This window comes from Streptomyces calidiresistens, from assembly GCF_014141525.1.
GTDB lineage: Bacteria > Actinomycetota > Actinomycetes > Streptomycetales > Streptomycetaceae > Streptomyces > Streptomyces calidiresistens.
The window spans coordinates 1-14,125 of the sequence record NZ_VKHS01000048.1; the positions used below are offsets into that span (position 1 = coordinate 1).

At 72.0% G+C, this 14,125-nt stretch carries 13 protein-coding genes; 5 read left to right on the forward strand and 8 right to left on the reverse strand.

What is annotated here, in order from left to right:
• Positions 1 to 381: 381 nt before the first annotated feature.
• The 3 genes from FOE67_RS04200 to thyX form a co-directional block, all read right to left on the reverse strand.
• Positions 382 to 2,067 (reverse strand): ribonuclease J, encoded by a 1,686-nt coding sequence (locus FOE67_RS04200; protein ID WP_182660525.1) that lies wholly within the window; start codon positions 2,065 to 2,067, stop codon positions 382 to 384.
• Between the two features lie 233 nt (positions 2,068 to 2,300).
• On the reverse strand, positions 2,301 to 3,200 hold the full coding sequence (dapA, locus tag FOE67_RS04205; RefSeq protein WP_182660527.1) for a 4-hydroxy-tetrahydrodipicolinate synthase: 900 nt from the start codon (positions 3,198 to 3,200) through the stop codon (positions 2,301 to 2,303).
• 278 nt (positions 3,201 to 3,478) lie between these two features.
• Positions 3,479 to 4,195: an FAD-dependent thymidylate synthase gene (gene thyX, locus FOE67_RS04210; RefSeq protein WP_182660545.1), complete on the reverse strand. Its 717-nt coding sequence runs from the start codon at positions 4,193 to 4,195 to the stop codon at positions 3,479 to 3,481.
• Between the two features lie 308 nt (positions 4,196 to 4,503).
• On the opposite strand from thyX, the gene FOE67_RS04215 reads away from it, so the two are divergent.
• Positions 4,504 to 5,049, forward strand: a complete 546-nt coding sequence (locus FOE67_RS04215) for an SCO5741 family PH domain-containing membrane protein (RefSeq protein ID WP_182660529.1) — start codon at positions 4,504 to 4,506, stop codon at positions 5,047 to 5,049.
• Between the two features lie 100 nt (positions 5,050 to 5,149).
• On the opposite strand, the gene FOE67_RS04220 is transcribed toward FOE67_RS04215, so the two are convergent.
• The 5 genes from FOE67_RS04220 to rpsO form a co-directional block, all read right to left on the reverse strand.
• The gene (locus FOE67_RS04220) at positions 5,150 to 5,638 is read right to left on the reverse strand and encodes a tetratricopeptide repeat protein (protein WP_182660531.1); all 489 of its coding nucleotides are present in this window, start codon (positions 5,636 to 5,638) and stop codon (positions 5,150 to 5,152) included.
• A gap of 5 nt (positions 5,639 to 5,643) precedes the next feature.
• Positions 5,644 to 6,399, reverse strand: coding sequence for a 4-hydroxy-tetrahydrodipicolinate reductase (gene dapB / locus FOE67_RS04225; RefSeq protein WP_182660533.1), 756 nt, complete (start codon positions 6,397 to 6,399; stop codon positions 5,644 to 5,646).
• Positions 6,400 to 6,535: 136 nt separating this feature from the next.
• Positions 6,536 to 7,987 carry a M16 family metallopeptidase gene (locus FOE67_RS04230; protein WP_182660535.1) on the reverse strand — a complete coding sequence of 484 codons (1,452 nt, stop codon included), beginning with the start codon at positions 7,985 to 7,987 and terminating at the stop codon, positions 6,536 to 6,538.
• Entirely contained in the window at positions 7,984 to 10,224 is a 2,241-nt protein-coding gene (locus FOE67_RS04235; RefSeq protein WP_182660537.1) for a polyribonucleotide nucleotidyltransferase, read from the reverse strand. Before FOE67_RS04235 ends, FOE67_RS04230 begins: the two co-directional genes overlap by 4 nt.
• 414 nt (positions 10,225 to 10,638) lie before the next feature.
• A complete protein-coding gene (gene rpsO / locus FOE67_RS04240) occupies positions 10,639 to 10,929 on the reverse strand; it encodes a 30S ribosomal protein S15 (RefSeq protein WP_323384197.1) in 291 nt (96 codons plus the stop codon).
• 733 nt (positions 10,930 to 11,662) lie between these two features.
• On the opposite strand from rpsO, the gene FOE67_RS04245 reads away from it, so the two are divergent.
• The 4 genes from FOE67_RS04245 (at position 11,663) to FOE67_RS04260 (ending at position 14,076) form a co-directional block, all read left to right on the forward strand.
• Positions 11,663 to 11,887, forward strand: a complete 225-nt coding sequence (locus FOE67_RS04245; RefSeq protein WP_228473529.1) for a hypothetical protein — start codon at positions 11,663 to 11,665, stop codon at positions 11,885 to 11,887.
• Positions 11,888 to 12,121: 234 nt separating this feature from the next.
• Entirely contained in the window at positions 12,122 to 12,379 is a 258-nt protein-coding gene (locus FOE67_RS04250; RefSeq protein ID WP_143624798.1) for a DUF397 domain-containing protein, read from the forward strand.
• 16 nt (positions 12,380 to 12,395) lie between these two features.
• Positions 12,396 to 13,232 carry a hypothetical protein gene (locus FOE67_RS04255; RefSeq protein ID WP_182660541.1) on the forward strand — a complete coding sequence of 279 codons (837 nt, stop codon included), beginning with the start codon at positions 12,396 to 12,398 and terminating at the stop codon, positions 13,230 to 13,232.
• A gap of 409 nt (positions 13,233 to 13,641) precedes the next feature.
• Positions 13,642 to 14,076 (forward strand): VOC family protein, encoded by a 435-nt coding sequence (locus FOE67_RS04260; protein ID WP_182660543.1) that lies wholly within the window; start codon positions 13,642 to 13,644, stop codon positions 14,074 to 14,076.
• Positions 14,077 to 14,125: the final 49 nt, after the last annotated feature.

A 14,125-nucleotide genomic window follows, 5' to 3' on the forward strand; every position in this document is an offset into this window, starting at 1 on the left:
GAACCACCGCGGAAGACTCCACGGGACCCGGATGGACGGGGTATCAACATATCTGGCGTTGACTTTTGGCACGCTGTTGAGTTCTCAAGGAACGGACGCTTCCTTCGGAAACCCCCCGCCATTCGGCCGGTTCGTCCTCCGGGCGCTTCCCTTCGGTGTTTCCCACCTTATCAGAGCCATTTCCCTTGCCGTGACCGGCTGTTGGGGACTCCGACTCCCGGTCCACCGGACAGCGAGCTGTCCGGGCTTCCCGTTGCGGCGGTGTCGTAAACGTACTGGAGCGGGGCGCCCGGACGCAAATCCGGGGCCCCGCTCCGCGATCCGCGGCCCGGGACGGGGTCCTGACGGGCCGAGTCGGGGCCGGCCGGCCCCGACGATCGATCAGACGTCGAGAACGACGGGCAGGATCATCGGGCGCCGACGGTAGGTGTCGGAGACCCACTTGCCGACGGTGCGGCGCACCAGCTGCTGCAGCTGGTGCGGCTCCGTGACCCCGTCACGGGCCGACCGCGTGAGCGCCTCCTCGATCTTCGGGATGACCTTCTGGAAGTCGGCGTCGTCGATGCCGGACCCGCGTGTCTGCATCGTCGGTCCGCTGACGATCTTCCCCGAACTGCTGTCCACCACGATGAAGATCGACACGAATCCCTCGTCACCGAGGATGCGACGGTCCTTGAGGCTGGCCTCGGTGACGTCCCCGACCGACAGGCCGTCCACGTACACGTACCCCGCCGGGACCTTGCCGGAGATGCGTGCCCTGCCGTCCACGAGGTCCACCGTGACGCCGTCCTCGGCGATGACGATGTGATCCTCGGGGATACCGGTCTGCGCGCCGAGTTCGGCGTTGGCGCGCAGATGGCGCCACTCCCCGTGCACCGGCATGAGGTTGCGCGGCTGGCAGATGTTGTAGAAGTACAGCAGTTCGCCCGCCGAGGCGTGGCCCGAGACGTGGACCTTGGCGTTGCCCTTGTGGACGACGTTGGCGCCCCACCGGGTCAGGCCGTTGATCACGCGGTACACGGCGTTCTCGTTCCCCGGGATGAGCGAGGAGGCGAGGATGACGGTGTCCCCCGGCTTGATGCGGATCTGGTGGTCGCGGTTGGCCATCCGGGACAGCGCGGCCATCGGCTCACCCTGGGAACCGGTGCAGACCAGGACGACCTCGTGTTCGGGAAGGTCGTCCAGGGCCTTGACGTCCACCAGGAGACCGGCGGGCACCTTGAGGTATCCGAGGTCCCGGGCGATGCCCATGTTGCGGACCATCGAGCGACCGACGAAGGCGATCCGCCGTCCGTGCTCGTGCGCCGCGTCCACGATCTGCTGGATGCGGTGGATGTGGCTGGCGAAGCTGGCCACGATGATGCGGTGCCGGGCTCCGGAGAAGACCTGTCGCAGGACGTTGGAGATGTCCCGTTCGGGGGCGACGAAGCCGGGGACCTCGGCGTTGGTCGAGTCGGACAGCAGCAGGTCGATGCCCTCCTCCCCGAGACGGGCGAAGGCCCGCAGGTCGGTGAGGCGGCCGTCGAGCGGCAGCTGGTCCATCTTGAAGTCGCCGGTGTGGACGACCAGCCCGGCGTCGGTGCGGATGGCGACCGCGAGCGCGTCGGGGATGGAGTGGTTGACGGCGACGAACTCGCAGTCGAAGGGGCCCAGGCGCTCCCGACCGCCCTCCTTCACCTCGAGGGTGTAGGGACGGATCCGGTGTTCCTGGAGCTTGGCCTCGATGAGGGCCAGGGTCAGCTTGGAGCCGACCAGGGGGATGTCCGGCTTCTCCCGCAGGAGGTACGGGACTCCGCCGATGTGGTCCTCGTGGCCGTGGGTCAGGACGATGGCGTCGATGTCGTCGAGCCGGTCCCGGATGGCGGTGAAGTCGGGCAGGATCAGGTCGATGCCGGGCTGCTCCTCCTCGGGGAAGAGGACGCCGCAGTCGACCACGAGCAGGCGTCCGCCGTACTCGATGACGGTCATGTTGCGGCCGATCTCGCCGAGGCCGCCCAGCGGGGTGACGCGCAGGCCGCCCTCGGGGACGGCCGGCGGGGTGCCCAGTTCGGGATGCGGGTGACTCAAAAGTTTCTCCTCACCACGCCCGCCGCCGCCCCGGGGGCGCGCGGCGCGCGTGACTGTGTGCACGTGCGGTGATGTGCGCGACGGCACGTCGGTCCCCCGGCTCGTCCGGCAAGGGTGTCCGGGCGGGCGGGTGACCGACGTTCCGGTCGCTGTTCGGTCGTGATCCCCGGTCGGGGATCACCTGGTCGCGGTGTTCAGTTGTGAAGTCCGTGTGGTGCGGCCCGGGCTGCTGCTCAGAGCTGTACCCCGCCGGCGGTGAGGTCCCGCTTGAGCTGCTCCGTCTCCTCCTCGGTGATGCCCACCAGGGGCAGGCGCAGCGGACCGCCGGGCAGTCCGAGGAGCCCGAGGGCCGCCTTGCTGGTGATCACGCCCTGGGTGCGGAACATGCCGGTGAAGACCGGCAGCAGCTTCTGGTGGATCTCGGTGGCCTTGGCGACGTCGCCCCCGATGTGGGCCTCGACGAGCGCGCGCAGCTCGGGGGTGACGACGTGGCCGACGACCGAGACGAAGCCGACGCCGCCGACGGCGAGCAGCGGGAGGTTGAGCATGTCGTCGCCGGAGTACCAGGCCAGTCCGGTGGCGGCGATCGCCCAGCTGGCACGGCCCAGGTCGCCCTTGGCGTCCTTGTTGGCCACGATGCGCGGGTGTTCGGCCAGGCGGATCATGGTGTCCGTGTTGATCGGCACACCGCTGCGGCCGGGGATGTCGTACAGCATGACCGGCAGGTCGGTGGCGTCGGCGACGGCGGTGAAGTGCTGGTACAGCCCTTCCTGCGGCGGCTTGCTGTAGTAGGGGGTGACGACCAGCAGACCGTTGGCTCCGGCCTCCTGCGCCGCGCGGGCGAGGTGGATGCTGTGGCGTGTGTCGTTGGTGCCGGCTCCGGCCACCACGTGGGCACGGTCCCCGACGGCCTCCACGACCGCGCGGACCAGGTCGGCTTTCTCCCGATCGGTGGTGGTGGGGGACTCACCCGTGGTGCCGTTGACGATGAGACCGTCGTTGCCGGCGTTGACGAGGTGGTCGGCGAGGCGCTGCGCGCCGTCGAGATCGAGTTCACCCTCCGGGGTGAACGGGGTGACCATGGCGGTCAGCACCCGCCCGAACGGGGTCTGCGGTGTGGAGGTCGGAGCCATGGTTCCCACGCTACTCGCAGATCCGTCCCTCGGGGCGCATCGGGTGTCGAAGCCACGGAGCCCGGCACTGTCTGCTCGGGGGTTCATACAGTGCCGGGTCCGTTTGTTCAGAGTAGACGAACTTCTCAAAAGGTGGCAATACGGACACCTGATCATCGGTGTGTGCCCGTCTCCTCCGCGATTCGCCGACCCGGGACGCCCACCGCGACCACGGCAGGCCCCCCGACGGCGCGCCTCCCCCTCCCCGGGCGGACGAATCCCCGGTTCCCCCGAACGGCTCAGGGCGCCACTCGGCCGTTGGCGTTGAAGGCGGCGTGGGTGAGCGGCATCAACCGCGCCCACTCGGCCTCCATCAACTCCGCCACCATCTCGATCTCCCGCTGGGGGAAGGAGGACACCCGGGCGAGTTCGTGGCGGGTGCGCAGCCCCAGGAAGTGCATCAGGGACCGGGCGTTGCAGGTGGCGTACATGGAGGAGAAGAGCCCCACCGGGAGGGTGGCCCGGGCGACCTCGCGGGCGACGCCCGCCTCCAGCATCTCCAGGTAGGCCGCGTAGGACCGACGGTAGGAGTCCTCCATCGCCTCCCGGACCATCTTGTGCTGCTCGGGGGTGCCGGGGACGAACTCGTACCGACCGGGACGTCCCCGCTGCACCAGGTTCCGGTTCTCGTCGGGCACGTAGAAGACGGGCTCCAGGCGGCGGTAGCGCCCGCTCTCCTCGTTGTAGGACCATCCGACCCGGTGCCGGTGGAACTCACGGAAGACGAAGATCGGCGCGGTGACCAGGAAGGTCATCGAGTTGTGCTCGAAGGGGCTGCCGTGACGGTCCCGCATCAGGAAGTTGATCAGACCCTTGGAGCGCTCCGGCTCCCGCTCCAACTCGGCCAGCGAGTCCTCACCGGCGGTGGAGACCCGGGCCGCCCACAGCACGTCCCGGTCCGAGGCACTGTGCCGGACCAGCCGCACGGTGACGTCACCGCGGAAGCGGGGCTCCACCGGGGGCGGTCCCTCGTCCCCGGCGGCGGATCCTGTTGCCGAACTCCCCTCCGGGAGAGCTGCCTCGGTCACCGGTGATTCCTTCCGGCAGGGCGCCGGGTTCTCGGGTGGCCCGGCGACGGTCGATCGTGCGGTCAGGACCCCAGCCTAGGCCCCGGCGGTCGACCGGCGGGGGGCGGGTGCCGTGCCCACCACTCGCTGAACAACCGTCCGATCGGCACCGCTCCCACTCGCCCGGACCGGACCGAACACACGGTAATCTCACCGGGCAGCAACCGTGTCAACCGCACCACGAGCGAGGACCAGCCGTGCCCCTGACCATCATGTCGGCCGATCGTGGCACCGCGGAGTCCACCCGCGACCTGCCCCTCCCCCACGCCGTCTCCGACTCCTGGCGACGTCCCTATCGGCCCGGCCCCTGGCGGGTGGGGATCGCCGCGGTCATCCTGCTGCTCTCCGGATACGTGCTGCTCTCCGCCATGATCATCGGTATCGCGGGAGCCCCGTCGGGGGCGGTCGCGACCCTCTGCATCGGACTGGCGGGGGTGGCCTTCGCCCTGCGGATGCTGCGCATCGGCATCTGGGTGAGCCCCCGGGGGCTGCGTCAGGTGAATCTGCTGATGACCACCACCCTGCGGTGGCGTGACGTGGGACGGGTGCGGACCGCCCAGCAGCCGGTGAAGTGGCTGGGGCTGCCCCGCACCGTGCAGGGTCAGGCGCTGGTGATCGAGCGTCGGCGGGGCAACGCCCTGCGCCCCCTGCTGACCGATCACAACTCGGACTTCCTCACCCGCCGGGAGGCCTTCGACCGGGCCGCCGACGTCATCGAGGCCTGGGCCGCCGAGCACCGCTGACCGGCACGACACCACGGGGCGGGATCGGGGCGAACACGCCGTCCCGATCCCGCCCCACGTGTCGGTCCTCACCCACGGGTCCCCCGAAGCCCCCGCGGGATCACCCGTCGGCCGAGGTTGTTCCGCCGGCCCCGGACGCCGTCCCGGCGCCCTCCCCCGCGTGCAGGGCGATCGCGTGCTGCATCGCCCTGCGGGCCCGAGGGGTGTCCCGCGCGTCGTGGTAGGCCACAGCCAGGCGGAACCAGGCCCGCCACTCCCCCGGGTTCGCCTCCGCCTCCGACCGGTACCGCTCGAAGGCCGCGTCGGCCGCCGCCTTCTCGATCCGTCCCGACGGGGTGCGCGGCAGGTCGTCCACCGGCAGACCGCCCTCGGCCTCCAACTGCCGGGCCAGCCGCCCGGCCCGCCGCGCGAAGCGGGTGCTGTGCCACAGGAACCACAGCGCCAGGCCCGGCAGGACCAGCACCGCCGCCCCCAGTCCGATGGTCACCGGCGTGCCCTGTTGGAGGAGGAAGACGCCGCGGTGTCCGATGAAGACCGTGTAGACGAGAAGCAGGACGGCCATCACCGCGTAGCCCAGGCGTGCGCCCATGCCGATCAGCCGCCCAGGTCCATGAAGTGCTCCAGTCCCTGCGTCAGGCCCGGCCGCTCCCCGATCCGCCGGATGCCCAGCAGCACACCGGGCATGAAGGAGGCCCGGTTCATCGCGTCGTGCCGAATGGTGAAGACCTCACCCTCCTCGCCGAAGAGGATCTCCTGGTGCGCCACCAGGCCGCGCAGCCGCACCGCGTGCACGGGGATGCCGTCCACCGTGGCGCCCCGGGCGCCCTCCAGCGCGGTGGTGGTGGCGTCGGGCTGCGGCGGGCAGCCGGCGGCACGGCGGGCCCCGGCGATCACCTCGGCGGTCCGCACGGCGGTGCCACTGGGTGCGTCGGCCTTGTTCGGATGGTGCAGTTCGACGATCTCCACCGACTCGAAGAAGCGGGCCGCCTGCCGGGCGAAGTGCATGGACAGGATGGCGCCGATGCCGAAGTTCGGGGCGAGGAGCACCCCCGTGCCGGGCGAGTCGGCCAATCGGGTGCGCAGCTCCGCCAACCGCTCCTCGGTCCAGCCGGTGGTGCCGACCACCGCGTGGATGCCCCGCTCGACGCAGAACGCCAGGTTCCCCATCACCGCGTCGGGGTGGGTCAGCTCCACGGCGACCTGTGCCTTCGCCTCCGTCAGGGCGTCGAGGGAGTCGCCGCGGCCCACCGCCGCGACCAGTTCCATGTCGTCCGCGGCCTCCACGGCCCGGACCGCTTCCGAGCCCATCCGGCCCCGGGCACCGATGACGGCCACACGCAGCTTGCTCATGCCCACTCTCGTTCCGTTCTCCGCGGCGCCGCCGCGTCCCGCTCGTGCGCGGGTCCTGTCGGGGATGGTCTCACGGCGCCGCCCGCGGGCCGGGTCCGGAGGTCGCCCCGGGACCCGGCCGACGGACGGCGCCGGTTCAGCAGACGACCTCGTCCAGCGCGGCGGACCAACGATCCTCCAGGGGACCGATGACCGCCAGGGAGGGCCGTTGGTCGAGCACCTCGGCCGCCACCCGGGCGACCTCGTCGCGGTCGACCGCCGCGAAGCGCGCCAGCATGTCGTCGACCGACAACTGTGCGCCCCAGCAGATCTCACTCTTGCCCAGACGGTGCATGAGCGAGCCGGTGTCCTCCAGCCCCAGCACCGTGGCTCCGGACAACTGGCCGACGGCCCGCCGCAATTCCTCCTCGGTCAGACCGTTCCCGGCGATGTCGGCGAGTTGCTCGCGGCAGATCTTCAGCACCTCCGGCAGCCGGTCCGGACGGCACCCCGCGTAGACGCCGAACAGTCCGCAGTCGGCGTAGGCCGAGGTGTACGAGTACACCGAGTAGGCCAGGCCGCGCTTCTCGCGGACCTCCTGGAAGAGCCGGGAGCTCATCCCTCCGCCCAGCGCGGCGTTGAGCACACCCAGCGCCCAGCGACGCTCGTCGGTGCGGGAGACCCCTGGCAACCCGAGCACCGCGTGCGCCTGCTCGGTGGGACGGTCCAGCACCTCCACCCGACCGCCCCCGCGCAGCACCCGCCGCCCGGTCCGCGGCCCCATCGGCACGCCGTCCTCGCGGCCGAGGGCGCCGACCCGCTCGAAAGCGGCCCGGACGCGGCGGACCACCGACGCGTGGTCGAGGTTGCCGGCGGCGGTGACCACCAGCCGGTCCGGCGTGTAGTGGCGACGGTAGAAACGCGCCACCCGGTCCCGGTCCAGGGCTGTGACGGTCTCCACGGTGCCCAGCACCGGACGGCCCAGCGGGGTGTCGCCCAGCCGGGTGTGCGCGAACAGGTCGTGCACGCAGTCGTCCGGATCGTCCTCGGTCATCGCGATCTCCTCGAGGATGACGCCGCGTTCGGCGTCCACCTCCTCGGGGGTGATGACGGAGTCGGTGAGCATGTCGCACAGCACGTCGACGGCGAGCGGCAGGTCGCGGTCGAGCACCCGCGCGTAGTAGCAGGTGTACTCCTTGGCGGTGAAGGCGTTCATCTCCCCGCCCACCGCGTCCAGGGCGGCGGAGATGTCCAGCGCCGTGCGGGTGCGGGTGCCCTTGAAGAGCAGGTGCTCCAGGTAGTGGGTGGCGCCGTTCAGCGCGGGGGTCTCGTCCCGCGAGCCCACCCGGGCCCAGATGCCGAAGGAGACCGAGCGCACCCCCGGCACGGTCTCGGTGATCACCCTCAGACCGCCGGGCAGGACGGTGCGGCGGACGGTGCCGGCGCCGTTGGTTCCGGCCACCTCGGTCGTGGTGACCGCCCGGCGGCGAACGGTGCCGCCCGGGGCACCGGAAGGGGTGGGCGCGAGGTGCCCGCCGCGCGGCGGACGGGGGACGGCCCGCCCCGCCGGAGAGGCGGAGCGGGCCGTCGCGGGAAGCCGTCGGGTCACCGGTCGCCGGCGTCCTTCCGCTCTGCGTCGCCCGTGGCGGCGGCCTCGCCGTCTCCCTCGTCCTCCAGGACGGGGATCAGCGAGAGCTTGCCGCGCTGGTCGATCTCGGCGATCTCCACCTGGACCTTCTGGCCCACGCCGAGGACGTCCTCGACGTTCTCCACGCGCTTGCCGCCGGCGAGCTTGCGGATCTGGGAGATGTGCAGGAGGCCGTCCTTGCCCGGCAGCAGGGAGACGAAGGCGCCGAAGGTGGTCGTCTTGACGACCGTGCCCAGGTAGCGCTCGCCGACCTCCGGCATCGTCGGGTTGGCGATGTTGTTGACCGCCGTGCGGGCGGCCTCGGCCGAGACACCGTCCGCGGCACCGATGTAGATGGTGCCGTCGTCCTCGATGGTGATGTCGGCGCCGGTGTCCTCCTGGATCTGGTTGATCATCTTGCCCTTCGGGCCGATGACCTCACCGATCTTGTCCACCGGGATCTTGACGGTGATGATCCGCGGGGCGTGCGGGGACATCTCGTCGGGCTGGTCGATGGCCTCCATCATCACGTCGAGGATGTGCAGGCGGGCGTCGCGGGCCTGCTTGAGGGCCGCGGCCAGCACGGAGGCGGGGATGCCGTCCAGCTTGGTGTCCAGCTGGAGGGCGGTGACGAAGTCCCGGGTGCCGGCGACCTTGAAGTCCATGTCGCCGAACGCGTCCTCGGCGCCCAGGATGTCGGTCAGGGTGACGTAGTGGGTCTTCCCCTCGATCTCCTGGGAGATGAGGCCCATGGCGATGCCCGCGACCGGGGCCTTGAGCGGCACACCGGCGTTGAGCAGGGACATGGTGGAGGCGCAGACCGACCCCATGGAGGTGGATCCGTTGGAGCCCAGGGCCTCGGAGACCTGCCGGATGGCGTAGGGGAACTCCTCCCGGGAGGGCAGCACCGGCACCAGGGCGCGCTCGGCGAGGGCGCCGTGGCCGATCTCGCGTCGCTTGGGCGAGCCCACGCGACCGGTCTCGCCGGTGGAGAACGGCGGGAAGATGTAGTTGTGCATGTAGCGCTTGCGGGTCACCGGGGAGAGGGTGTCCAGCATCTGCTCCATGCGCAGCATGTTCAGCGTGGTGACGCCGAGGATCTGGGTCTCGCCGCGCTCGAACAGCGCCGAGCCGTGGACCCGCGGGATGGCCTCGACCTCGGCGGCCAGGGTGCGGATGTCGGTGACGCCGCGGCCGTCGATGCGGACCTTCTCGGTGATGACCCGCTCGCGGATGAGCCGCTTGGTGAGGGTCCGGTAGGCGGCGGAGATCTCCTTCTCGCGCCCCTCGAACTGCGGCAGCAGCTTCTCGGCGGCGATCGCCTTGATCCGGTCGAGCTCGGCCTCGCGGTCCTGCTTGCCGGCGATGGTCAGCGCCCGGGACAGCTCGTCGCGGACCGCGGCCTCCAGGGCCTCGAGGACGTCGTCCTCGTGCTCCAGGTAGATCGGGAACTCGACGGTCGGCTTGGCGGCCTTGGCGGCGAGGTCCGACTGGGCCCGGCACAGCACCTTGATGAAGGGCTTGGCGGCCTCCAGACCGGCGGCGACGACCTCCTCGGTGGGGGCCTGCGCACCGCCCGCGACCAGCTCGACGGTCTTCTCGGTGGCCTCGGCCTCGACCATCATGATCGCGACGTCGCCGTCGGGCAGGACCCGGCCGGCGACGACCATGTCGAAGACCGCCCGCTCCAGCTCGCTGTGGGTCGGGAAAGCGACCCAGGTGCCCTCGATCAGGGCGACCCGGGTACCGCCGATCGGCCCGGAGAAGGGCAGCCCCGACAGCTGGGTGGAGCAGGAGGCGGCGTTGATGGCGACCACGTCGTACAGGTGGTCGGGGTTGAGGGCCATGACCGTCTCGACGATCTGGATCTCGTTGCGCAGGCCCTTCTTGAAGGAGGGGCGCAACGGCCGGTCGATCAGACGGCAGGTCAGGATGGCGTCCTCGGAAGGGCGACCCTCGCGGCGGAAGAAGGAGCCGGGGATCTTGCCCGCGGCGTACATCCGCTCCTCGACGTCCACGGTCAGCGGGAAGAAGTCCAGCTGCTCCTTGGGGTGCTTCGAGGCGGTCGTGGCGGACAGCACCATGGTGTCGTCGTCCAGGTAGGCGACGGCGGAGCCGGCGGCCTGACGGGCGAGCCGGCCGGTCTCGAAGCGGATGGTGCGGGTGCCGAAGGAACCGTTGTCGATGACGGCCTCGGCGTAGTGGGTTTCGTTCTCCACCTTCGGTGTTCTCCTCGTCCGCGCCCGTCCCGGGGGACGGGCGACGTGTGCGGCGGTGGAGCGTCCCGCTGCGGGCCGGCCATCGATCGAAGCACCCGGGGCGAGCCCGGGGGCCACTACCGAGGACCGGCGGCGGTGGAGACGCCCCGCCTCGTTTCGGTTGTGCCGTGCGATGGGATCACACGGCGGCGTGCGCTGTCACGTGATGCCCGCGGCACCCGGGGTTTCCCGGGTGGGCGACGACACCAGCGTACAAAGGCCTCGACGCTTCGGCTCGTCTTCGGGGAGCGCGCCGATCCGTCGGGGCGGTTCGTTCCTCCCCGGGCGACACTCCGTCGGACCCGGTGGGGAACCGGGATGCGGCGAGGGGAGCGACCGGGCACCCGCGTGCCCGGTCGCTCCCCTCGCGACGTGTCACCTGGCGCCGGCGGCACCGCGGCGGATGCCGAGGCGGTCCACCAGGGTACGGAAGCGCTGGATGTCCTTCTTCGCCAGGTACTGCAGCAGGCGGCGACGCTGACCGACGAGCAGCAGCAGACCCCGGCGCGAGTGGTGGTCGTGCTTGTGGGTCTTCAGGTGCTCGGTCAGGTCGGTGATCCGCCGGGTGAGCAGCGCGACCTGGACCTCGGGGGAGCCGGTGTCGCCCTCCTTGGTGGCGAACTCGGCCATGATCTTCTTCTTCGTGGCGGCGTCGAGAGAGGACACGTGGACTCCTTCGGGGTTCATGCGCCCGCGAGCTCCCCCGGTCTTCGTCACGGGGGAGGTGAAAACGGCCACTCGGCGGGCACGAATAGTCACCCCAACCCTAGCAGTCCGGGGAGGTCACCCCGACCGCGCGGGCCCCGGCGCCGGCGGACGCCCCCGTCCCGGGCCCGCGCCCCGCTCCTCCCCCGGAGCGGAACCGGGCGTGCGGCGGCTTTTCCCCGCGGCCGGTGCCGCCGGGGGCCCACCCCCTATGCTGCTTGCCGTGACGACGACCGGAGAGACCGTCGGGAAGACGGCCGGGGGGACCGCGGGGGACGCCGCCGACGGAACTCCCGCAGAGGGCACGGAACCCGCCGGGGGGACCCCGGAGGGACGCCCGGACACGGGAACCGGTGGCGGGACCCCGGGGGGACCGGATCCGGCACCGGCCGAAGGGGCCGACGGAGTCCCCGCGCCGCGGGCGGCGGGGAAGTCGGAGGCCGACCGGAGCGCCGGGGAGGCACGGACGGCCCCCTCGGCCCCGGCGGCGGGGAGTCCCCCGGCGGACGCCGCGGGAGCCGAACCCGGCCCCCACCGCCCGGCGGCACACCTGTCCACCCGGTCGACCCCCGGGGGGAACACCGCGGACGCCGGGGAGGACACGGACGGACCCGGGGACCGGGATCCGGACACCGAAGCGACGGGCGACGCCCCGCGCCGGGGACTGACGCCGCGCCAGGCCCGTCGGGTGCGGATGGCCATGGGCGCCGTGGCGATGGTGGCGATGGCCGTCGTCCTCGTGGTGCGCCTGGGCAACGGCTCCTCCCTGCTGTCGGTGGGGCTGTACGGCGCCGCATTCGTCCTGAGCGGGGCCGTCATCGAGATGAGCCGACGCGGCCGCACCCGTCTGGGCATGGCCGTCCTGGTCACCGGTTTCGTCGGGGTGCTCGCCGCCGACTGGTGGCTGCGCGGGATCTGAGCGATTCCCCTTCTCCCACCGGTTCTCCCACCGGTTCCCCCGCCGGTTCTCCCTCCGGGGAGCGGGATGCCCGACACCCGTCGATGGGGTGTGGGGGCGCCATCCGCCCCGGTACCCTGCCGGCGACGGAGTGCGACGATCATCGGACACCGGGGCCCGCCACCGCGCGACGCGACGTCGTGCGCCGCGGCGCGGACCCGATCGAACGCGAGCGGAGAAGAAGGGGACGAGGCGATGACGGAGACCGAGGCCGAGATCGCGGCCCGCAAGGAGCGCGAGAAGGACGAGCTCTACGCGATGGACATCTCCGGCGCGGAGTGGGTGGGCTCGCCGGAGGGCCCCCAGGACGAGCGGGTGGAGATCGCGTACCTGGAGGGCGGCGCGGTCGCCATGCGCAACTCCGCCGACCCGGAAACGGTGCTGCGCTTCACGGCGGCCGAGTGGGAGGCCTTCGTGCTCGGTGCCCGCGACGGTGAGTTCGACATCGAATGAATCGAATGAGAAGCGCATGAGAGCTGTGGGACACACCCCCCGTCCGGTCGTCGCGGTCCGCCCGTCCCGGGGCGCGGTGGATTCACCGCGCCGGTCGCGGGGGGTGCCGAGGGGCATCGCGCTGCTCGCCGTCGCCGCGCTGACCGTCTCGTGCGGCGGTTCGGACGGCGGGTCCCCGGACGCCGGGGAGGAGACCTCCGCGCAGTGGCCGCTCGTCGCCGCGCCGGAGCCCCCCGCCGCCCCCGAACCGGCGGACGCCCTGGTGGCCGCCGCCAACGAGGCGATGGCGGCGGCCGGGTTCCGGGCGCGCGGAGCCGCCGTGGGGTTCGACAGCGGCGAGCAGGAGATGCTGGTCTCGGCCGAGGGCACCGTGCACATCACCATCACCTCCCCCGAGCTGGCCGAGCCCGGCGAGATGGTCTGCCGGGACGGGGTGGTGTACACCTCGGTCCCCCTGCACGCCGCCCGGCTCCGGCAGGCGGGGGAGGCGGTGACGGTACCGGCCGACCTGGAGGGCCACTTCATCGGCTCACCGGTGGGCGGGGACTGCCGGGTGCTGTGGGAGATTCCGGCGGAGGCGGTCCCGGACCCCGGATACGACCGGGCGGACGCCTCCCCGCCGACCAGGGCGCTCGTGGTGTCGGACGAGCGGGGGGAGCCGTTGGAGATCCACCACGTGGCGGCGGAGGGCGATCCCCTGCTGCTCCGGGTGGAACGTCCGGTGGACTCCGCTTCCGGCCCCGCCGGGGAGACCGAGTTCCTCGACCACGGCGAGGCCGGGTCCCCGCGGGTGCCGGCCGACTCCGCCGTGGTGTCACCGGAGGAGTTCCGCAACCTGCTGGAAGGCGGATGAACCGGCGTCACACGATGTCGCCGGGCGCTCCCGCCGGGGCCGGCCCGGGTGCGGGCGCGGCCCCGCCGCCCGGCGGGAGCCCGCCGGGGGTCCCCGCGCGGCTTCCCGGCCGCGCCGTAGGGGGGTTCCGGGGCGACCCCCGGTTCCCCCACGGGGACTTCACCGGCTCCCGGAAACCCCGGCGATCACCGGACGGACCGCCCCACCACCGGGTCTTGTCGTGACGCACCGTCAACCGGTAGCGTCATCCCCGTGACTGCCGGGTCGGCTTCGGGCCACGCACGAGTGGGGCGCCCGGCCCCGGCATGAGCCCGGGGCGGGCCAGGGCCCCGCCACCTCTTCGCGTCCCCCCCATCCACGCCCACGCGGCGTTTCCCCCATCGGAGCCGGACCGGAGAGACATTCACGCATGCGCGACGACCGACAGCACCGACAGCACCGACACACCCCCGAGGCGTCGACCGCCGTCCAGTTGAACCACACCGTCGTCCACGCCACGGACCGACGGTTGTCCGCCGAATTCATCGCCACGATTCTCGGCCTGGAGGTCGGCGCCCCCTTCGGGCCCTTCCTCCCCGTCGATCTCGGCAACGGCGTCACCCTCGACTACCACGAGAAGCGCGACGAGCCCATCCAGCCGCAGCACTACGCGTTCCTCGTGCCCGAGGACCGGTTCGACGCCATGATCGCCCGTCTGGAGGCGGCCGGGGTCACCCACTACGCCGACCCCCACCACACGGAGCCCCATCGGATCAACCACCTCTTCGGCGGTCGCGGCGCCTACTTCGACGACCCCGACGGCCACAACATGGAGATCCTGACCCGGCCGTACGTCCGGCCGTAGCGGGACACCCCGCGCCGCCCTCCAGGTACGCGATCTCCACCCGCTCGTC

Excerpts from the sequence above, each read along its gene's own strand:
- dapA (WP_182660527.1), bottom strand. The coding sequence starts at position 3,200 with ATGGCTCCGACCTCCACACCGCAGACCCCGTTCGGGCGGGTGCTGACC.
- FOE67_RS04220 (WP_182660531.1), bottom strand. The coding sequence starts at position 5,638 with ATGGGCGCACGCCTGGGCTACGCGGTGATGGCCGTCCTGCTTCTCGTC.
- dapB (WP_182660533.1), bottom strand. The coding sequence starts at position 6,399 with ATGAGCAAGCTGCGTGTGGCCGTCATCGGTGCCCGGGGCCGGATGGGC.
- FOE67_RS04245 (WP_228473529.1), top strand. The coding sequence starts at position 11,663 with ATGGCCATGGGCGCCGTGGCGATGGTGGCGATGGCCGTCGTCCTCGTG.
- FOE67_RS04250 (WP_143624798.1), top strand. The coding sequence starts at position 12,122 with ATGACGGAGACCGAGGCCGAGATCGCGGCCCGCAAGGAGCGCGAGAAG.
- FOE67_RS04255 (WP_182660541.1), top strand. The coding sequence starts at position 12,396 with ATGAGAGCTGTGGGACACACCCCCCGTCCGGTCGTCGCGGTCCGCCCG.
- FOE67_RS04260 (WP_182660543.1), top strand. The coding sequence starts at position 13,642 with ATGCGCGACGACCGACAGCACCGACAGCACCGACACACCCCCGAGGCG.